Source organism: Lentzea sp. NBRC 102530 (assembly GCF_030269365.1).
In the GTDB taxonomy this organism is placed as follows: domain Bacteria; phylum Actinomycetota; class Actinomycetes; order Mycobacteriales; family Pseudonocardiaceae; genus Lentzea.
Window position 1 is genome coordinate 525,002 of sequence record NZ_BSTF01000003.1, and the last position, 18,452, is coordinate 543,453.

The 18,452-nt window shown below is 69.7% G+C and carries 23 protein-coding genes; 12 read left to right on the plus strand and 11 right to left on the minus strand.

Going from position 1 to position 18,452, the window contains the following annotated elements; translation table 11 throughout:
- Positions 1 to 18 precede the first annotated feature (18 nt).
- Positions 19 to 648, minus strand: coding sequence for an SCP2 sterol-binding domain-containing protein (locus QSK25_RS10140; RefSeq protein ID WP_285636959.1), 630 nt, complete (start codon positions 646 to 648; stop codon positions 19 to 21).
- A gap of 102 nt (positions 649 to 750) precedes the next feature.
- Here QSK25_RS10140 and QSK25_RS10145 point away from each other — a divergent pair, with 102 nt between their 5' ends.
- Positions 751 to 1,386, plus strand: coding sequence for a TetR/AcrR family transcriptional regulator (locus QSK25_RS10145; RefSeq protein WP_285636962.1), 636 nt, complete (start codon positions 751 to 753; stop codon positions 1,384 to 1,386).
- Here the strand turns inward: QSK25_RS10145 and QSK25_RS10150 are convergent.
- Together QSK25_RS10150 and QSK25_RS10155 are read right to left on the minus strand one after the other, a co-directional pair.
- Complete coding sequence (locus tag QSK25_RS10150) at positions 1,375 to 2,148, minus strand: MaoC family dehydratase (protein WP_285637605.1); 774 nt, start codon at positions 2,146 to 2,148, stop codon at positions 1,375 to 1,377. The two genes, QSK25_RS10145 and QSK25_RS10150, sit on opposite strands and share 12 nt — an antisense overlap.
- On the minus strand, positions 2,148 to 3,383 hold the full coding sequence (locus QSK25_RS10155; protein WP_285636965.1) for a 3-oxoacyl-ACP reductase: 1,236 nt from the start codon (positions 3,381 to 3,383) through the stop codon (positions 2,148 to 2,150). The genes QSK25_RS10150 and QSK25_RS10155 overlap by 1 nt, the downstream gene beginning before the upstream one ends.
- Positions 3,384 to 3,436: 53 nt before the next feature.
- On the opposite strand from QSK25_RS10155, the gene QSK25_RS10160 reads away from it, so the two are divergent.
- From QSK25_RS10160 to QSK25_RS10170, 3 genes are all read left to right on the plus strand, one after another.
- Entirely contained in the window at positions 3,437 to 4,642 is a 1,206-nt protein-coding gene (locus tag QSK25_RS10160) for an acetyl-CoA C-acetyltransferase (protein WP_285636968.1), read from the plus strand.
- Between the two features lie 58 nt (positions 4,643 to 4,700).
- Positions 4,701 to 5,669, plus strand: coding sequence for a serine hydrolase domain-containing protein (locus QSK25_RS10165; protein ID WP_285636971.1), 969 nt, complete (start codon positions 4,701 to 4,703; stop codon positions 5,667 to 5,669).
- Positions 5,670 to 5,737: 68 nt separating this feature from the next.
- Positions 5,738 to 5,998: a hypothetical protein gene (locus QSK25_RS10170; RefSeq protein WP_285636976.1), complete on the plus strand. Its 261-nt coding sequence runs from the start codon at positions 5,738 to 5,740 to the stop codon at positions 5,996 to 5,998.
- Here the strand turns inward: QSK25_RS10170 and QSK25_RS10175 are convergent.
- From QSK25_RS10175 to QSK25_RS10195, 5 genes are all read right to left on the minus strand, one after another.
- The gene (locus QSK25_RS10175) at positions 5,995 to 6,582 is read right to left on the minus strand and encodes a hypothetical protein (RefSeq protein WP_285636979.1); all 588 of its coding nucleotides are present in this window, start codon (positions 6,580 to 6,582) and stop codon (positions 5,995 to 5,997) included. The two genes, QSK25_RS10170 and QSK25_RS10175, sit on opposite strands and share 4 nt — an antisense overlap.
- The gene (locus tag QSK25_RS10180; protein WP_285636982.1) at positions 6,579 to 7,307 is read right to left on the minus strand and encodes a hypothetical protein; all 729 of its coding nucleotides are present in this window, start codon (positions 7,305 to 7,307) and stop codon (positions 6,579 to 6,581) included. The genes QSK25_RS10175 and QSK25_RS10180 overlap by 4 nt, the downstream gene beginning before the upstream one ends.
- Positions 7,308 to 7,322: 15 nt before the next feature.
- Complete coding sequence (locus QSK25_RS10185) at positions 7,323 to 7,661, minus strand: hypothetical protein (RefSeq protein WP_285636985.1); 339 nt, start codon at positions 7,659 to 7,661, stop codon at positions 7,323 to 7,325.
- Between the two features lies 1 nt (position 7,662).
- A complete protein-coding gene (locus tag QSK25_RS10190) occupies positions 7,663 to 8,388 on the minus strand; it encodes a hypothetical protein (protein ID WP_285636988.1) in 726 nt (241 codons plus the stop codon).
- A 107-nt stretch (positions 8,389 to 8,495) separates the two neighbouring features.
- Complete coding sequence (locus QSK25_RS10195; RefSeq protein WP_285636991.1) at positions 8,496 to 9,110, minus strand: SIMPL domain-containing protein; 615 nt, start codon at positions 9,108 to 9,110, stop codon at positions 8,496 to 8,498.
- Positions 9,111 to 9,264: 154 nt separating this feature from the next.
- Between QSK25_RS10195 and QSK25_RS10200 the strand changes: the two genes are divergently transcribed.
- From QSK25_RS10200 to QSK25_RS10220, 5 genes are all read left to right on the plus strand, one after another.
- The gene (locus tag QSK25_RS10200; protein ID WP_285636994.1) at positions 9,265 to 10,458 is read left to right on the plus strand and encodes an ATP-binding protein; all 1,194 of its coding nucleotides are present in this window, start codon (positions 9,265 to 9,267) and stop codon (positions 10,456 to 10,458) included.
- A 158-nt stretch (positions 10,459 to 10,616) separates the two neighbouring features.
- Positions 10,617 to 10,763 carry a hypothetical protein gene (locus QSK25_RS10205; RefSeq protein ID WP_169746017.1) on the plus strand — a complete coding sequence of 49 codons (147 nt, stop codon included), beginning with the start codon at positions 10,617 to 10,619 and terminating at the stop codon, positions 10,761 to 10,763.
- Positions 10,764 to 10,995: 232 nt separating this feature from the next.
- On the plus strand, positions 10,996 to 11,847 hold the full coding sequence (locus QSK25_RS10210) for an NAD(P)-dependent oxidoreductase (protein ID WP_285637000.1): 852 nt from the start codon (positions 10,996 to 10,998) through the stop codon (positions 11,845 to 11,847).
- 54 nt (positions 11,848 to 11,901) lie between these two features.
- Positions 11,902 to 13,281 carry a S28 family serine protease gene (locus QSK25_RS10215; RefSeq protein ID WP_285637005.1) on the plus strand — a complete coding sequence of 460 codons (1,380 nt, stop codon included), beginning with the start codon at positions 11,902 to 11,904 and terminating at the stop codon, positions 13,279 to 13,281.
- Between the two features lie 14 nt (positions 13,282 to 13,295).
- The gene (locus QSK25_RS10220; protein WP_352235726.1) at positions 13,296 to 13,640 is read left to right on the plus strand and encodes an NYN domain-containing protein; all 345 of its coding nucleotides are present in this window, start codon (positions 13,296 to 13,298) and stop codon (positions 13,638 to 13,640) included.
- Here QSK25_RS10220 and QSK25_RS10225 read toward each other — a convergent pair.
- A complete protein-coding gene (locus QSK25_RS10225) occupies positions 13,637 to 14,410 on the minus strand; it encodes an HAD family hydrolase (protein WP_285637007.1) in 774 nt (257 codons plus the stop codon). The two genes, QSK25_RS10220 and QSK25_RS10225, sit on opposite strands and share 4 nt — an antisense overlap.
- Positions 14,411 to 14,417: 7 nt before the next feature.
- Positions 14,418 to 15,089 (minus strand): TetR/AcrR family transcriptional regulator, encoded by a 672-nt coding sequence (locus QSK25_RS10230; protein WP_285637009.1) that lies wholly within the window; start codon positions 15,087 to 15,089, stop codon positions 14,418 to 14,420.
- A 97-nt stretch (positions 15,090 to 15,186) separates the two neighbouring features.
- On the opposite strand from QSK25_RS10230, the gene QSK25_RS10235 reads away from it, so the two are divergent.
- Positions 15,187 to 16,098, plus strand: a complete 912-nt coding sequence (locus QSK25_RS10235; protein WP_285637011.1) for an SDR family NAD(P)-dependent oxidoreductase — start codon at positions 15,187 to 15,189, stop codon at positions 16,096 to 16,098.
- A gap of 22 nt (positions 16,099 to 16,120) precedes the next feature.
- The gene (locus QSK25_RS10240) at positions 16,121 to 16,789 is read left to right on the plus strand and encodes a dienelactone hydrolase family protein (protein WP_285637013.1); all 669 of its coding nucleotides are present in this window, start codon (positions 16,121 to 16,123) and stop codon (positions 16,787 to 16,789) included.
- A gap of 12 nt (positions 16,790 to 16,801) precedes the next feature.
- Here the strand turns inward: QSK25_RS10240 and QSK25_RS10245 are convergent, their stop codons facing one another.
- On the minus strand, positions 16,802 to 17,854 hold the full coding sequence (locus QSK25_RS10245; protein ID WP_285637015.1) for an NAD(P)-binding domain-containing protein: 1,053 nt from the start codon (positions 17,852 to 17,854) through the stop codon (positions 16,802 to 16,804).
- Between the two features lie 110 nt (positions 17,855 to 17,964).
- On the opposite strand from QSK25_RS10245, the gene QSK25_RS10250 reads away from it, so the two are divergent.
- Positions 17,965 to 18,378 (plus strand): DUF4259 domain-containing protein, encoded by a 414-nt coding sequence (locus QSK25_RS10250; RefSeq protein WP_285637017.1) that lies wholly within the window; start codon positions 17,965 to 17,967, stop codon positions 18,376 to 18,378.
- The last annotated feature ends 74 nt before the right edge of the window (positions 18,379 to 18,452 follow it).

An 18,452-nucleotide genomic window follows, 5' to 3' on the forward strand; every position in this document is an offset into this window, starting at 1 on the left:
GCGCAGAACCCTTCTCCGTCAGGCCTTCGGGATGTTGAACAGGCTCATGAACCCGGCCGCGAAGCCGAGGTCGCCCTTCACCTTCAGCTTGCCCGTCATGAACAGCACGGGGGCGGAGGCGTTGCCGGTCGCGAGCTTCAGGAAGTCGGCGGGCGTCAGCGTCACGATCGCTCGGGCCTCGCGCGTCACGCCCTTGTTGATCGAACACGTGGCGTCCTCGATCACCGCTTCGTAGACGTCTTCCAGCACGTGGAAGTGCACGACGGCACGGGTGGCGCCCGCGCGGTCCGCGCGGAAGTGGACCTCCATGCGGCGGAACACCTCGTCCAGCACCCGCACGCGCAGAGAGGCATCCGCCACGACAGCCTCGATCTGGTCCTTCGAGGCGCGCGAGATGATGCGGGCGAAGTTGGACGGGTCCATCTTCGCCAGGTCGAGGTCGGCGCCGCCGTCGGCCAGCGCGCCCAGGGCGTTCAGCAGCGCGGCGAAGTCGTCGCGGCCCAGCTTCTTCGGGTCGATGCCGCGGGCGATGACGTCGATGTCCACGTCCTTCAGCGCCGGGTCGTCGGGCGAGACCTGCTGCAACGTGCTGATCAGCTCGGCAGGACTGAGCTTCGCGATCGCCTCGGTGGTGAGGTCGAGCGTCATGCGGAACACCTCCTGGTACCTACTCGCGAGTAAGACTACTCACCAGTAGATTGAGCGGCAAGCCGATCGGATAATCTTGCTGCTCCGAACCGAGGGGTAGTGATGCGCACAGAAGGTCGAGCCAAGCGCTTGCCACGCGCCGTGCGTGAGCGGCAGATCATGGACGCCGCCGTCGACGTGTTCTCGCGGCTCGGCTTCCACTCGGCCTCGATGGACGAGATCTCCGAGGTCGCGGGCATCTCCAAGCCGATGCTCTACGCCTACCTGGGCTCGAAGGAAGAGCTGTTCGCGACGTGCATCCGGCGCGAGGCCACCCGCATGATGGAGGCCATCGCGACGGGCGTCGAGCCCGACCAGGAACCCGACGTGCAGCTGTGGAGCGGCCTGCGCGCGTTCTTCGGGTTCGTCGGGGAGAACCGGGCGAGCTGGCAGGTGTTGCACCGGCAGGCGTCGGCGCAGGGCGGTCCGTTCGCGGTGGAGCTCACGGACATGCGCGGCCGGGCGGTGTCGCTGGTCGCGGCACTGCTCACCCAGTCGACGAAGGCTCCGGCGACCAAGCTGGAGGCCGAGTCGCTGGCCGCCGCGCTGGTCGGGGCGGGCGAGTCGCTCGCGGACTGGTGGCTCGACCACCCGGAGGAACCCGCCGGGGTCGTCGCGGCCCGCCTCATGAACCTCGTCTGGATGGGCTTCGGCAACCTCGTCGACGGGAACGTCTGGCACCCGCCGTCACGACGGTGAGTTCTGGGTCGAGCCGAGCAGGTGGGGCCCCTTGCCCCACACGGCGAACTCCCAGCCGGTAGCGCCCTCCACCGCCGAGAACTCGACGCGACCGGGGATGAACAGCGGCTTCTTGAACCGGACGTCGACCGTCACGGCCTCGGGCAGCCGTCCCTCGAGCGCGGCGACGCAGCGGGCCTTCGTCCACATGCCGTGGGCGATGGCTCGTGGGAAGCCGAAGACCTTGGCGCCCAACGGGTGCAGGTGGATCGGGTTGCGGTCGCCGGACGCCGTGCCGTAGCGCCGCCCGATGTCCGCGGGCACCTTCCACACCGCGGACCCGGCCGGTCGTTCCAGCTCCTCGCCCTGGCCGCCGGAACCGCCCGAGCGGCGCAGGTAGGTCGAAACCCCCTCCCACACACCGGAAACCGACGTCACGACGTCGACCTGGGTGCCCTGCGGGTGGGGGCGCAGGTCGCGCGCGGACACCGTGATCTCCAGCCGCTCGTCCGACGTCAACGGCCGCGACTGCGTGATCCGGTTCGCCACGTGCACCAGACCCGGCAACGGGAACGGGAACCCGGCACCGGACATCAGCTTCATCTGCAGCGGGAAGCCAAGCACGTGCGGGTACGTCAACGGCAACGCGTCGCGCAACCCGAACCCGCACACCGCGTTGTAGGCGGCGAGGTGCTGCAAAGACACGTTCAGCACGGCCGACACCGGTTGGGCGGCCAGCGTTTCCCCGCGCCGGAACGACGTGAGGGCCGCGCGCAGCAACATCACGCCCCCAGCAGCATCTGGCCGCACACGCGCACGACGTTGCCGTTCACGCCACCGGAGCCCGGCGAGGCGAACCACGCCACCGTCTCCGCCACGTCGGACGGCAGCCCGCCCTGCGACAGGCTGTTCATCCGCCGCCCGACCTCGCGCGTCGCGAACGGCACCGCCGCGGTCATCTTCGTCTCGATGAAACCGGGCGCCACGGCGTTGATGGTGGCTCCGCGAGCAGCGAGAACGGGCGCGAGCGTCTGCACCATGCCGATCACGCCGGCCTTCGACGTGGCGTAGTTGGTCTGGCCGACGTTGCCCGCGATGCCCGCGATCGACGACACCCCGACGATCCGGCCGCCTTCGCGCAACACGCCGCCGTGGATCAACGCGTCGTTGACCCGTTCCTGGCAGGCGAGGTTGACCTCCAGCACCGCGTCCCACTTCGCGGCGTCCATGCGCGCCAGCGTCTTGTCGCGCGTGATGCCCGCGTTGTGCACGACGACGTCGACGCCGCCGTGCCGTTCCAGCAGGTACGAGGTCAGCCGGGCGGGATCGCCGGTGATGTCGAGCTGCAACGCCGAACCGCCCACGGCGTTCGCGACCTTCGACAGCTCGTCGCCGGCGGCGGGGACGTCCAGGCACACCACGTGCGCGCCGTCGCGGGCCAGCGTCGCCGCGATCGCCTCACCGATGCCCCGCGACGCGCCCGTGACCAGCGCGACCTTGCCCTCCAGCGTGCCGGCGGAGGCGTTGCCGGTGACGTGGACGACCTGCCCCGACACGTACGCGGACCGTCCGGACAGGAAGAACCGCAGCGTCGACTCGACGCCGTCCTCGGCACCGTCCGCGACGTGGATCAGGTTCGCCGTGCCGCCGCGGCGCAGTTCCTTGCCGACCGACCGCACGAACCCCTCGAGCGCCCGCTGCGCCACGGAGTCCGGCGACCTCCCGATGACGATCACCCGCCCGCACGGCCCGAGCTGCGTGATCGTGGGGTGGAAGAACTCGTGCAGCTGCTTCAGCTCGCCCACCGTCCTGATCTCCGACGCGTCGAACACGAGCGCGCCGTAGGGGGCTGCACCGGTTTCGAGCTGCTTCAGGAAGGGCAGCCTGTCAGCGCCGCCGACCAGCACGGATGTGGCCAAAGCGGCGTCGCGGCGCAGCGGGTGGGGGTTCGGCAGGCCGAGCCTGCGGACGAGCTGGCGGCCCAGCCCCGACGTTGCGAACTTCTGGTACCTGTCCACGCCCCACAACCTACTCGCTAGTAAGTCTACCCGCTAGTAGGTAGTATGGCGGCATGCGCGTAGCGATCATCGGCGGCAACCGCATCCCGTTCGCCCGCTCGAACGGCCCGTACGCCACCGCCTCGAACCAGGACATGTTCACGGCGGTGCTGGACGGCCTGGTCAGCCGCTTCGGCCTGCAGGGCGAACGACTCGGCGAGGTGGTCGCGGGAGCCGTGCTGAAGCACTCGCGCGACTTCAACCTCGTCCGCGAGTCGGTCCTCGGCAGCAGGCTCAGCCCCGAAACCCCCGCCTACGACCTCCAGCAGGCGTGCGGCACCGGCCTGCAGGCGATCATCGCCGTGGCCAACAAGATCGCGCTCGGCCAGATCGAGGTGGGCATCGCGGGTGGCGTCGACACCACCAGCGACGCCCCGATCGGCGTGAACGAGAACTTCCGCAAGCTCCTGCTGGAGTTCAACCGGACCCGCAAGCTCAGCGTGCTCGCCAAGCTCAGGCCCAGCCACGTCGTCCCGCACCTGCCGCGCAACGGCGAACCGCGCACCGGCATGTCGATGGGTGAACACGCGGCCATCACCGCCGCGCAGTACGAGATCACCCGCGAGGCGCAGGACGAACTCACCGCCCGAAGCCACCAGAACCTGGCGCGTGCCTACGACGAGGGCTTCTTCGACGACCTCGTCACCCCGTACCTCGGCCTGACCCGCGACCAGAACCTCCGCCCGGACAGCAGCGTCGAGAAGCTCGCCAAGCTCAAGCCGGTCTTCGGCGACACGATGACCGCCGGCAACTCGACCCCGCTCTCCGACGGTGCCTCCGCGGTCCTGCTGGCCACCGAGGAGTGGGCTGCCGCGCGCAACCTCCCGGTGCTGGCCTACCTGACGTTCGCCGAGACCGCCGCCGTCGACCACGTGCACGGTGACGAGGGCCTGCTCATGGCCCCGGTGCACGCCGCGCCGCGGATGCTCGACAAGGCGGGCTTCACGTTGCAGGACTTCGACTTCTACGAGGTGCACGAGGCGTTCGCGTCGCAGGTGCTCGCCACGCTCGAGGCCTGGGAGAAGGAACTCGGCGAGGTCGACAGGTCCAAGCTGAACGTCAACGGCTCCTCGCTGGCCGCGGGCCACCCGTTCGCCGCCACCGGTGCCCGAATCGTGGCGACCTTGGCGAAACTGTTGCACCAGAAGGGGAGTGGCCGGGGCTTCGTGTCCATCTGCGCCGCGGGCGGTCAGGGCATCACGGCGATCCTGGAGCGATGAGTTCCGGCAGCCCGCGAGGTCTGCACCTCCGAACCCGATCCGGAGAAGGATGGCGACCATGACCTTGCGGGCAGTGCTGGAGTCCCACCGCGACACCGTTCCCACCTCGGCGGCTTTGGTCCTGAAGGGCGACGACGTCGAGTTCGCGGCGGTCGGCGAGGCGCGCGAGGCGGTCTTCCCGATCGCCTCGATCGCCAAGCCGATCGTCGCCACCGCCGCCGCGCTCCTGGTCCGCGACGGCGAGATCGCGCTCGACGACCCGATCGCCCGCTGGCTGCCGGAACTCGCGGCCCCGCTGGTCGTCCGCACGCCGGCCGGCGAGATCGACGACCTGGTGCCGCTCACCCGCCCGATCACCGTCCGGCACCTGCTGGCGTCCCGTTCGGGCTGGGGCTTCACCGCGGACTTCTCGTTGCCCGCCACCACCAAACTCTTCGAGGTCGCGCACCTGCACGGCCGCCCCGACCTGCCGCCCCCCGGCGACTGGCTGAAGAGTCTGGCCACCGTCCCGCTGCTGCACCAGCCGGGAGAGGGCTGGCTGTACAACACGTCCTACGACGTCCTCGGCATCCTGATCGACCGCGCCACCGGCTCGCTCCCGTCGTTCCTCGCCGACCGCTTCTGCGCACCCCTCGGCATGACGAGCACGAGCTTCCTGAGCGACGTCCTCCCGTCCGGCGCCGGTGGTCTTCAGTCCACAGTGGACGACCTGCTGGTGTTCTTCCGCCACCTGCTCACCAGCGACCTGCTGCCGGACCTCGCCACCGACACGACGTCCGCGGCCGAACGCGCAGCAGCGCACGTCTTCCTCGAAGGGCAGGGCTGGGGCTGGGGCGGCAGCGTCGACGTCGCCCCGGTGGACCCGTGGAACGTCCCCGGCCGCTACGGCTGGGTGGGCGGCTCCGGCACGGCCGCGCACGTCGTCCCCTCGCGGAGCGCGGTCACCGTCCTGCTCACCCGAACAGCCATGACGAGTCCCACCCCGACCGCGATCATGCGCGATTTCTGGCGCTACGCGGCGGACTAAGGCTTGCCCAAGTAGACGGTCCCTCATGCACACTCAGAGTGTCGTTTCGCAACGACACTGGGGGTGGGATGCAGGACCTGCAGGTTGATCCCGTGCAAGATCCGGTGCTGGCGCGCGCACTCATGGGGACCCTCCGCGACGAGTGGCGCCCGGCCGCCGACGCGCTGAGGTCGGCCCGCGAGTGGGAGCGCCGCGCCTACATCCTGCTGGTCCTGGCGGCCGCGGCCCGCCGCCGTGCCGCGTGGCTCACCAACTGGCTCACGGCCCGCCCGGACGACAGCGACGCGGCGGCGGTGCAGCACGCCGTGGAGTCGCTCAACGGCCACTAGGGCTGCATGGCGGCGTAGAACTTCTTCGCCAGCTCACGCACGGCCGTTCGGCACTGCTCGCCCTCCGCGCCGCCGGTGAGCGCGACGGTCAGCACGGCGTTCTCGTCGAGAGCTTCCAACGCACAGGCCGAAGCTCGAGGCTCCCGCCAGCGCGCGTCCGACCCGATGCCCACGCCGCCGTCCTTCTCCCACGACGAGGTGCGGTCTGCGAAGTACCTCTTCGCGTTGTCGTTGCCGGACGTGAACCCGGTGGCGTCGTCCGTGTTCTCCCACGAGCGGATGGCGAAGACGACCGCCTGCTCGGCTGTCTTGTACGTGCAGGTCCTTGCCCAGGAGCCAGCGCCCGGCTGTTGGTCGCCGTCCGGTTGCGGGTCAGGAAGATCCGCACCCACCTGCTGCCGGACGTCCGCGCAACTCCTCGTGTTTTCGGCCGTGTACTTCACCGGTGTCGCGGAGCCGCCCGGCTTCATCGAAGGTGTGGACACCGGCGTCGACGCCGAGTCGAACTCAGGCGTCTCCACGCGTTTGGCGCTGCAGCCGGCGAAGAGAACGGCCGAAGTGACCAGGCCGACGACTGCCCTCACCCCTTCACCGCCTGTGGCCAGCCCTGGTTGGGCAGCGCCTTGTCAGTCGTCATGCTCAGCAGGTCCCGCACCTTGCTGAGCGCCTCGACGAACCGCTTGGCGATGCCGACCAGGTTGTTCAGCGACTGGGTGACGAGATTGCCGATGGCGCCCGCGAGGTCCTTGACCGAGAACACGATGCCGACGACGGTCGCGCCTTCGATCGCGGCCGTGACCAGCGCACCGAGGAACTCGGTCGCCATCTTCGACAGCTCGGTCATGTACTCGACGTTGTACTTGGCGATGTCCATCAGCCACTTGCTGACACCGTCGGCCTTGGTCGAGATCGCGTTCATCGCGTCGTTCTGCGCACTGAGCTTCTGCGAATACACGGCGGCGGCCTCGCCGGACCACCGAGCGGCCAGGTAGGTGTCACCCGGCACGTGGCTGAGCCCGTTCATCGGCTGCTGGACGTTCTCGACCCAGTTGAAGGACTGCAAGATCAGTGACACGACCGGTGTGTGGTGCTCCACCGCGGTCCTGATCAGCTTGAACAACTTCTGCATGGCTTCGCCGATGGCGTCGAGCGCCGGGTTGATGACGAGCATCGCGGGACCGAGCACGAAGCGCCAGTCGTTGATGTGGTCGACGCCGGCGTTGAACCTGTCGCCGCACTCGCGAGCTTTGTCTTCGAGCCCCTGGAAGCCGCGCTCGAACAAGTTGGTCAGTTCACCTGCACTGCTCATTGGACTGTGCTCCCGCTAGCCGTAGAACTCGCGAAGTTCGATCTCGTTGACGCTCTCGGTGCGGTCGTACTCGTCAGCGATCTTCCGTAGCACGTCGTCGATCTGGTTGAACTCGGTGACGGCTCCGCTGACGCACTTCTCGATGTACGCGCGGAACTCCTCGTACTGACCCGCTTCGAAAACAGCGTTGGCGATCCCGGCACCCAGGGTTGCGAGGTCGCCCACGAAGAACGCCGGTGCGGAGAGGTACGTGTCGCGCACGGCCTGCACGATCGGCTCTGCTCTGTCGACCTTCCCCTGCCAGAGCTTGGCCTCTTCGCGCAGGTCCTGGGTGACGATCTCGTAGCCGGCCATGTCAGTCTCCCCTGCCGAGGACGCGGAAATCGGTGTAGTAGTCGTCGTCTCCCTCGTCGCCACCGGTGCGCGGCCGCGGGGTCGGGCGCGGACGTTCACCGGGGTCGACGCCGAGACCGGCGCGCACGAAGAGACGCAGGACGTCCTCGGCCAGCACGGTGTCGGACGGGTTGTCGAGTGCTCGCGGGTCGCCGTTCAACGAGATCGGCCCGCCGCCGCGCAGCTGCATCGACAGGTAGCCGAGTGGGCTGCGGATCTCCGTGACGTCCGTCGACGCCGGTGCCTGCTCCCGGCGGCGGATCGCGTCGTACTCGGCGTCGATTGCGTCGAGCCGGGCTCGCGTGCTCGCCATCCACTCTTCGAGCGGCGTGTCCGTGGGGTCCGGTCTCTGCGTGGGAGGTGCGGGCTGGGTGTGGGCGTCTGGACCGCGGTGAGCGGACTCCACGGCGATCGAGCGCTGCACAGCCGTCACGTACGTGTTGTAGACGGTGGCGGGGAAGGCTTCCGGTCGCAGCTTTTCGAACCACCGTCCGCGAATGCGCACGTCGGTCACCATCTGGCGCCTGTCCACGACGACGGTGATGATCCCCGCCGGGTCACGGGCCTCGTACGTGTCGGCCAGCTGAAGGGCGACGCCGCCGGGATGGGTGAGTTCGGCCAGCCGCGCTCTGATCTGCGGGTTGTCCGGGACGCTCAGCTTCGCCAGCTCAATACGCCCAAGCGGCACAGTGGATACCCCCGAATTCCGTAGCGATCACTGGTACGGAACGACGATAGCGAGTCGCGGAGGGGGACGCAGACGATTTGGGTGATCAACTGATTGCTTTGGGTGAGCTAGTCCAGCAAGGTCCAAGCCGCCGTACATGTAGCCGAAACGGTGATCTGCTGCGCCTTCAGGTTCAGCTGGTCGACCATCCCCGCCGGCCCGGCCATCTCGAACGACGCCGCCCCGCTCATCATCCGCGGTGAGTAGTGCGCGCCACCCTCCGTGTCCCCGATGCGCAGCAACGGCCCGAGCCGCCGCCCCAGCGCCGACGCGTACCCCTCGGCCCGTCGCAACGCGTCGGCCACGGCCTCGCGCTGCGCCTCGCGGATCGCCTCGGTGTCGTCGACCAGGGTCCACGACGGACCGTTGATCCACGACGGCTCGGCCTGCACCAGCTCGGCGAGCAGGGCGTCGAGGCGTTCCAGGTCCTTCACCCAGATGACGTACTGCTGCGACGCGCGGCTGCCGACGCGCGTGTTGTTGTCCCAGTTGTCGTGCGCGGACAGCTGCCGCGACCGCACCTCGAACTCCTCGAGCAGCGGCTCCACGGCGGAGATGCGCTGGTTGAGCGTGCTCACCGCCTCGGCGCGATCGGCACCGAGCGCCTCGAACGTCACGTCCACCTGGGCGCGGTCGGCGGTCCGTTCGACCTCGCCGGTCCCCTTCGTCACGACTTCAGCCATGTGATCCAGCGAACCGGTACGGCCCACCATCCGCAACTATTAGGCCGTATTGTTCAATCACTAGATAAACGTAGAGAGCGGCATCCGGCCGCAATCCGAGCGATGTCTGCGCGTCTCTACGAAGGCCGCTAGAAACGCGGATACGGTGCGAGCCATGGACCCGGTGCGCAACCCGTTCGTTCCCGGTGCAGGCCAGCGGCCTCCTGAGCTCGCCGGCCGGGACAAGGAAGTCGGTGCGTTCGAGGTGGTGCTCGAACGCGTGGCCCGCGGCCGTCCCGAACGCAGCCTCGTGCTGACGGGGCTGCGGGGCGTCGGCAAGACCGTGCTGCTCGGCGAGCTGCGGTCGATGGCGCTGAAGCGCGGCTGGGGTGCGGGCAAGGTCGAGGCGCGCCCCGACGCCGACCTCAGAAGGCCGCTGTCCGCGGCACTGCACCGCGCGATCCGCGACCTCGCCGTCCGCCACCGCGCACCGGACCGCGTCGAGTCCATCCTCGGGATCCTCAAGGCGTTCGCGCTGCGGGCCGCCCCGGACGGCGCCAAGCTGCGCGACCGTTGGCAGCCCGGCATCGACGTGCCCGCGGCGAGCGGCCGCGCCGACTCCGGTGACATCGAGATCGACCTCGTCGAGCTGTTCACCGACGTCGCCGAACTCGCGCAGGACGTCGGCACGGGCGTGGCGCTGCTCATCGACGAGATGCAGGACCTCAAGCCGGACGACATCAGCGCGTTGTGCGCGGCCTGCCACGAGTTGTCGCAGCTCGGCGCGCCGCTGGTGGTGGTCGGGGCGGGGCTGCCGCACCTGCCCGCGGTGCTGTCCGCCAGCAAGTCGTACTCGGAACGCCTCTTCCGCTACGTCCGCATCGACCGGCTGAGCCGCGAGGACGCCGACCGCGCCGTGCTCGCCCCGGTCGACCGCGAGGACGCGGGCATCACCGACGAGGCACTGGACGCGCTGTTCGACGCGTCCGGCGGCTACCCCTACTTCATCCAGGCCTACGGCAAGGCCGCCTGGGACGCCGCGCCGGCCGATCCGATCACCGCGCTGGACGTCTCCGTGGCCGCTCCCGAGGCCGACGCCGAGCTGGCCGTGGGCTTCTTCGGCTCCCGGTACGAGCGTGCGACGCCCGCTGAACGCGAGTACCTCCGGTCGATGGCCGAGTTGACCGACGGAAAGGACGCGGGCGTCAACACCGCCCAGGTGGCCGACCACCTGGGTCGCAAGCCGTCGTCGCTGTCGCCCGCGCGGGACTCGCTCATCAAGAAAGGCCTGGTCTACAGCGCGGAACGGGGTCAGATCGCGTTCACCGTGCCGCACTTCGGGCGGTTCCTGCTCGGCCGTGAGGAGTGACGGCGGCCACCTACAGTTGTCCGGCCGTCCACGTTGTCAGCCGATGATTCATCGGCATGTGCCCCACCTCACCGGATAATCGCGTGCTTTCACGCGCGTGAAGGTGCATACTTGGGTTACCAACCAAACAGACCTCACAGAGGGAAGTGCAGACCGAGATGAACTTCGCAGCGAAGCTCCGCGCCCGTCGTGCCGAGGCGCGCAACCGGAAGGCCGTGGCTCGCGCGATCGACATGGCGACCACCCCGTCCATGCGTCACGAGCTGATGGCCATCGCCCAGGCTCAGGTCACCACCCTGCGCTGAATCTGAAGAAGACCCGGCACTCGCACGGCGCCCCGTTCGCGAGTGCCTCCCTACGGGAACCCCTGGAGCACCTCCCGCGCTCCAGGGGTTTCATTCTGTTAAACGTGATCCACGCCACAGTACGATGGCGTTGTAACAGCGCACGTCGGTCCGCCGATGTCACTGTTGACCTCGCGGTGCTGTCGGACCCCCGACCTGGCAGCACCGCGAGGTTTCTTGTTTGCTGGGGGACATGAAGATCGCCGTGCTCGGCACCGGCCTCATGGGTGCCCCCATCGCAGCCAACCTCGCCGCGGCCGGACACGACGTCCGGGTCTGGAACCGCACGCGTGCGAAGGCCGAACCGCTCGCCGCTCGGGGCGCCACCGTCCTCGACACACCCGCCGAGGCCGTCGAAGGCGTCGAGGTCGTGCTGACGGTCCTCAACGACGGCCCCACCGTCACCACCACCATGCAGGCCGCCGCGCCGTCACTGCCGCACGACGCGGTGTGGGTGCAGGCGTCCACGGTCGGTGTCGACGCCACGGAGGACCACATCGCGCTCGCCCGGTCGCTCGGGCTGGAGTTCGTGGACGCACCGGTGCTCGGCAGCACCAAACCGGCGGCCGAGGGCAAGCTCGTCGTGCTCGCGTCCGGCGCCGAGGGGCTCCGTCCGCGCGTGCAGCCCGTTTTCGACGTGATCGGCGCACGCACGATGTGGGTGGGCGAGGCCGGCCAGTCGTCCCGGCTGAAGCTCGTCGCGAACAGCTGGGTGCTCGCGCTGACCGCCGCGGTCGGCGAGGCCGTGTCGCTCGCGGAGGCGTCCGGGCTCGACCCGAAGCTGTTCCTGGAGGCCATGTCCGGCGGTGCGATCGACACCCCGTACCTGCAGATGAAGGGCGGCGCGATCATCGCCCGCTCGTTCGACCCGGCGTTCACCGTGGAGAACGCGCTGAAGGACGCCCGCCTCGTCGGTGAGGCCGCGGACCGGGCGAAGGTGCGCCTGGACGTCGCACAGGCCTCCGCCGAACGCCTCAAGCGCGCGGTCGACGGTGGTCACGGCGACAAGGACATGGCCGCGTCCTACTTCGCGAGCTACGAATAACCCCCGACGATCGGCGGGTCCGGCGGGGCGTGCGGGCTCAATAGTTTGGCCTGTGTGAACAGACTCGCACGCTCCCTGCTGGCGTTCGGCCTGGCATCGGCGCAGGTCGTGGCCACCGCCGCAGTCGTGTCCGCCGCACCCGACATCAAGGACCGCATCGCCGCCATCCCCGGCGTGCGGATCATCAGCGAGGGGACGTCCGGCACCGCGCGGACGTTCGTCCTCGGCATCCAGCAGCCCGCCGACCACCGCAGGTCGCGCGGGCAGCGGTTCGAACAGCGCTTCTCCTTGCTGCACAAGGCCGAGTCCAAGCCGATGGTGCTGCACACCACCGGCTACCACCTGCCCGGCTCGGTCAGCCCGTCCGAGCCCGCCCGGCTCGTCGACGGCAACCAGATCAGCGTCGAGCAGCGGTTCTTCTCGCCGTCGCGGCCCGCGCCCGCCGACTGGGACGACCTGAACATCTGGCAGGCCGCCAACGACCACCACCGGATCGTGCTGGCGTTCAAGAAGATCTACGGCGCGAAGTGGCTGTCGACGGGTGCCAGCAAGGGCGGCATGACGTCGATCTACCACCGCCGGTTCTTCCCGCGCGACGTCGACGCGACCATCGCGTACGTGGCGCCGAACGACGTGGTGAACGACCGCGACGTCTACGGGAAGTTCATCAGGGAGGTCGGCGACGACCCGTCGTGCAACCGCCGCCTGGAAGGCGTCCAGCGCCAGATCCTGGAGCACCGCGACGAGTTCGTGGCGCGCCTGGAAGCCAAGGGCTACACGTACGAGCAGTTCGGCAACGCCCACCGCGCGCTCGAGGTGCTCGTGCTCGACACGCCGTTCACGTTCTGGCAGTACGGCACGCAGTCGCAGTGCGCGCTGGTGCCGGGCGCCGGTGCGTCCGTGGACGACCTGTGGAAGTTCATCGACGCCACCGTGGGCTTCGACTTCTACACCGACGCGGGCGTGGCGCCCTACGACACCTACTACTACCAGGCGGGAACGCAGCTCGGCTGGCCCGAGGCCGACGAGTCCGCGGTGCGCGACCTGTTGCGCTACCCCGGTTCCAGCGTGCCGCGCACGATGGTCCCCGCGTCGGTCGAGTTCCCGCGCTTCGACAAGCACACCATGGCCGACATCGACCGCTGGGTGCGCCACCAGGGCTCGCGGCTGCTGTTCGTGAACGGCGAGAACGACCCGTGGAGCGCCGAACCGTTCACGCTCGGCCGCGGCACACGCGACTCGCTGTCGTTCACCGTCCCGGCCGGCAACCACGGCGCGAACATCGCCCGCCTGCCCGAAGCGGACCGTGCCGCGGCGACGGCGGCCGTCCTGCGCTGGGCCGGGGTTTCCGCCGCGCCGCGGACGTTGTCGGTGCCGGCGTCGGCCGAGGAGGGCCCCGACTCGCTCGAAGCGCTGCGGGCTCGCCGGGGCTGAGGCACGCTGGAGGCGTGCAGCCGTTGCTCGTGGTCGACGCAGCCAACGTCGTGGGGTCGGTCCCCGACGGGTGGTGGCGCGACCGGGCGGGCGCGGCTGAACGCCTCCGCGACGCGCTGCGGGGCCGGGACGAGGAGGTGGTCCTGGTCGTGGAAGGCAAGGCGCGCACCGTTCCCTCGATCCCCGACGTCCGGGTCGTCTCCGCCCCGGGAGAAGGCGACGACACGATCGTCGAGGTGGTCCGCACCGAAGGCGCGGGCCGTCCCGTGACGGTGGTGACCGCCGACCGGGAGTTGCGCGCGCGGGTGATCGCGCTGGGAGCCGAGGTGGCCGGACCCACCTCGATCCCGCGCCGTTAGAGGCGGAAGAGCCGTTCCAGCACCTGCGCCACGCCGTCCTCGGTGTTGGGCGGCGCGTGGTTGCGGCAGGCCTGCTTCACCACCGGGTGCGCGTTGCCCATCGCGTAGGCCGTGCCGGCCCACCCGAGCACCGACAGGTCGTTGGGCATGTCCCCGAACGCGACGACCTCGCTCTGCGCGATGCCCCTGGTGGTGCACAACGACTCGAGCGTCGCCGCCTTGGACACCCCGGGCGGACTGATCTCCAGCAACCCGAGCCCGCCGGAGTGCGTGACCGACACGTGCTGTCCGACGGCCTCCCTGGCGACCTCCATCATCTGGTCGCTCTCGCCGTCCGGTGCCCAGGCGAGCATCTGCACGACCTGGTGCGCCTCGTCGATGACGTGGTCGAGCAACTCCAGTGTCCGATGTGGATTGCCGGGCCCGAAACCCTGGAAACCGGGCTCCGCCAACACCTCCAGCCCGGTCTCGACCGCGATGCCGACGTTCGGGATCACCTCGGCCAGCGCCTCCGACACCTTGCGCACCACGTCGAACGGCACCGTCTGCGCGTGCGTGATCTCGCGGTTCGTCAGGTCGTAGATCATCGCCCCGTTGGAGCAGATCGCGGTTCCGGTGAGGTTCAGGTCCTGCACGAACCGCGGCGGCCGCGCCGTCACCACCACGACATCGGCGCTGACGGCGTCGAGCGTGGCGCGCGTGCGGTCGCTCAACACGCCACCGGGGTGCAGCAGCGTCCCGTCGAGGTCGGTCGCGATCAGCCTGATCATCGCCCGATTATCGGGGCCGTTGCTCGCGGGCGAGAAGACCTGAGACGGTCACCTCCGTGGTGCGGCGCACGACGTCGGCGAAGTCGACGCACATGACGGCCAGGGCCGGATCGGCGGCGTAGGCGTCGAGAACCGCCTGCGGGGGTCGGCTGCCCGGCCAGGCGGCGACCGCGATCAGCATGACCGTCTGCATCAGCGCGGCGGCGTCCTCGTCGCCCAGTTCGGGCAGGTGCCGTGCGGTGAGCCGGACGAGCCCCTGCAGGTAGCCGTGGACGGCGCGCTTGTGCCGCAACGCGGTCTCGGCGGAGATGTTGCGTTCCAGCACCGTCGACTGGGCGCTGATCAGGTCGCACAGCACCGGGCGGCGTACCAGGGAGGAGGCCAGGAGCGCGGCCAGCCGGTCTCCGCGCTCACGGGCGGAGCCGTCGCCGCCGACCTCCGCGGACTCCAGTTCGGTGATCCACTCCGCGACCTCCGCCTCCAGCAGGTCGAGCAGCACGGCCTCCCGGGACTCGAAGTAGCGCAGGACGTTGGCCTTGGCGAGGCACACCCGGCGGCTGAGCGCGGTGAGGGTCAGGTCGGCGACCGGCACCTCGGTGAGCATCGCGGCCGCGGTGGCGAGGATCTGCCGCCGCCGTTCGCCGCGCTGCTCGTCGGTCCGCGCCCGCTGGAAGCTCATGTCCCGCATGTTACAGACCGACGGTACTTTACTAAGAGACCGATGGTCCGTTATATTGGAGGCATAAGAGACCGGCAGTACTTAATGGGGAGCGGCCATGTACGAGGTTCCTGACCAGCACGGCAAGCGCATCGTCGTCACCGGAGCGAACAGCGGCACCGGCAAGGAGGCGGCCAAGCGCCTCGCCGGAGCGGGAGCCGAGGTCGTGCTCGCGGTGCGCACCGAGGCCAAGGGCGAGCAGGCGAAGGCGGAGATCCTCGCCGCCCACCCCGGCGCCGTGCTGGAGGTCCGGCGGCTCGACCTGGCCGACCAGTCGTCGGTGCGCGCGTTCGCCGAGGAGCTGACCGGGCCGGTGGACGTGCTGGTCAACAACGCGGGTGTGATGAACGTGCCCGCGCGGACCGAGACCGCCGACGGGTTCGAACTCCAGATGGCCAGCAACTTCCTCGGCCCGTTCGCGCTGACCGCGCTCCTGCTGCCGACGCTGCTGGCCGCACCCGCGCCGAGGGTCGTGACGATGGCCAGCGGCGCCGCGTACCGCGGCCGGATCGACCTCGGCGACCTGCAGTCCCGCCGCCGGTACAGCCCGACCCTGACCTACGCGCACTCGAAGCTGGCGGACCTGCTGCTGATGGTGCGGCTGGCCGACCTCGCGGCCGAGCACGGCTGGCCGCTGCTCTCGGTCGGCGCGCACCCCGGCTACACGCGCACCAACCTGATGACCTCGGGTCCGCACCTCAACGGCGGCAAGCCCGGTCTCGTCGAGTCGATCGGGTACCGGGTCGTGCCCTCGCAGGGCGTCGAGCAGGGCACCGAACCGCTGCTGTTCGCGGCGGCCGATCCCGGCGCGGTCGCCGGCGGCTACTACGGGCCGCGCTGGGCCCTCGTCGGTCCGACCAGGCCCGCCTCGATGCCCAAGGCCGCGCGGGACAAGGCGCTCGCCGCCCGCCTGTGGGCCGAGGCGGAACGGCTCACCGGCACGTCGGTGGAGGCGGTGACGCGGCGGTGAGAATTTCGGGCAGGATCGAATCATGACTCACCGCGTTGACGACATGCCGTTGCCGCTCTGGCTGCCGGAGTCCGGCTCCGGCCCCGGCATCGTCCTGATCCAGGAGATCTTCGGCCTGGACGCCTACCTCACCGGCATCGCCGAGAAGCTCGCCGCGCTCGGCTACGTCGTCGCCGTCCCCGAACTCTTCCACCGCTTCCAGCCCGGCTGGGTGGGCGAGCACGACGAGGCCGGCATCGCGAAGTCGATGGAGGTCGTCGGCAACCTCGACTTCCCGCTCGCCGTGCAGGACGTCGTGAAGTCCGTCCAGTACCTGCGCGGCCTGCCCGAGGTCACCGGCGGCGTCGGCGTGTTCGGCTTCTGCCTCGGCGGCACGCTGGCGTACTCGGCGGCCGTCGCCTCCGACCCGGACACCGCCGTCGCGTTCTACGGTTCGGGCGTGCCGGACCAGATCGGCGCGCTGGACCAGGTGTCGTGCCCGATCCAGTTCGTCTTCGGCACCGAGGACTCCTTCATCACCGAGTACCAGAAGGTCGTCGACGCGGTCGAGGACCACGACCACGCCGAGGTTCACCTGGAGCCCGCCGGGCACGCGTTCCTCAACCACCTCGGCCCGTGGTTCGACGCCGCTGCCGCCGACCGCGCGTGGGACATCTCCGTCCAGTTCCTCGCGCGCACGTTGCCCGCCTGAGGTTCATCGGCTTCACGCGATGCACGGCACCGCGAGCTGCTGCGAGAAGAACCTCTCCAGCGGCTTGCGGTGCAGTCGCCGTTCGACGGCGATCAGTTCGTCCCGCCGGTAGTGCCGCACCTGGGTGCGCGTGACGACGAACCCGTTCCTGCTCGTCGTGGGCATCTCGTCGTAGAGCAGCGCGTGTTGTCCTTGCGTCACAACGACGTCCGCGAGTCCGTCCGGGATCTCCCCGGCCCGCGTCGCGATGGTCGCGGCGAGCGCGTCCGGTCGGTTGCGCAACCGGCGGTGCGGCCACGGAACCCCGTGGTGCTCGGCCTCCAGCGTCCGGTGCAACGCCCGCGCGGCGTGCCGGATGGCCTTGATCGAGTCGCCCGCGAGCACGTGCACCCCGGGACCGTCCAACGCGGTGTCGCGCCGGAACCCTGTGCACACGATCACCTTGTCGTAGCGCAACTCGCCGGTGCCGTCGATGGAAGCGACGAACCCGTTGCCGTCCTTGACGATCCGCTGCACGGTCCGCCCCACGGTGTGCGTGAGCCGTGCCGTGGCGGCGATGTGGTCCGCCGTCTCGAACGCACTGGGCCCGCGCCCGATGATCAGCACCCGCTTCCCCGCGTACGCGGTCGGGTCGGTCGAGGCGCTCGCGTACGTCTCCGCGTGCTCGACACCGGGAATCGTGGGCAGGTGCGGCTTCTTGCCGGTGGCCACGACGACGTGCCGGGCCCCGAACGCCTTCGGATCGCTGACCTTCGTGTTGTAGCGGACGTTCAACGGCCGCGCGAAGTCCTCCAGGTACCGCACCAGGTCGTCCGCGCCGGGAAAGGACCGCTTGCTGTACCGCGCGAACGGCGGCCCGTCGAACAACGAGTTGTCGTCCGTGGAGAGCACGCGGTGCCGCGGGAACGTCCGGAAGAAGCTCGCCGGCTCCGGCCCCGCCTCGACGACCAGGTAGTCGCGCCCCGCCTCGTGCAGGAACCGCCCCATCTGCAAGCCCGCTGGACCCGCACCGATCACCAGGTACTCCACCATCACGCACCTCCCGGCGTCCTCTACGCCGAGCATGGCGAAAAGGTTCAGGCGGGCGGCCAGAGTTCCATGATGCGGTCTGGCAGCGGGTTTCGCCGAAAACCGTCTCGCTGGGCGAGACCGGGTTTTTGTCGGTGCTGCCTGCCATGATCACCCGCATGGGCACCTGGGACATCGGACACTTCGACAACGACGCCGCCGCGGACTTCTCCGGCGCGCTCGACGACGCACCGCAGAACGAGCGCGAGGCCATCATCCGCACGGCCTTGGTCACGACCATCGAGACCGAGGGCTTCCTCGACAGCTACGACGCGTGCAAGGTCATGGCCTCGGCCGCCCTGATCGCCGCGCAGCTGCCGGGCGGCACCCCGATCGTCACCTCGTACGCCCCCGACGAGCCGATGCCGGTGTTCTCGCCGGAGTTGCGTCCACTGGCGGTGCGCGCGCTCGACCGCGTCTTGGAAAAGGACTCGGAGCTGGCCGAACTGTGGGACGAGACGGAGTACGCGGAGAAGTGGCGGCAGAGCGTCGCCGAGCTGCGGGCGGTCCTTCTCACCTGATGGACGCCGGAACAGCGCCGAGGACGTGCGCGACAGGATCGTGCTGTTCGACTTCTTGACCTTCTACTGCCTGT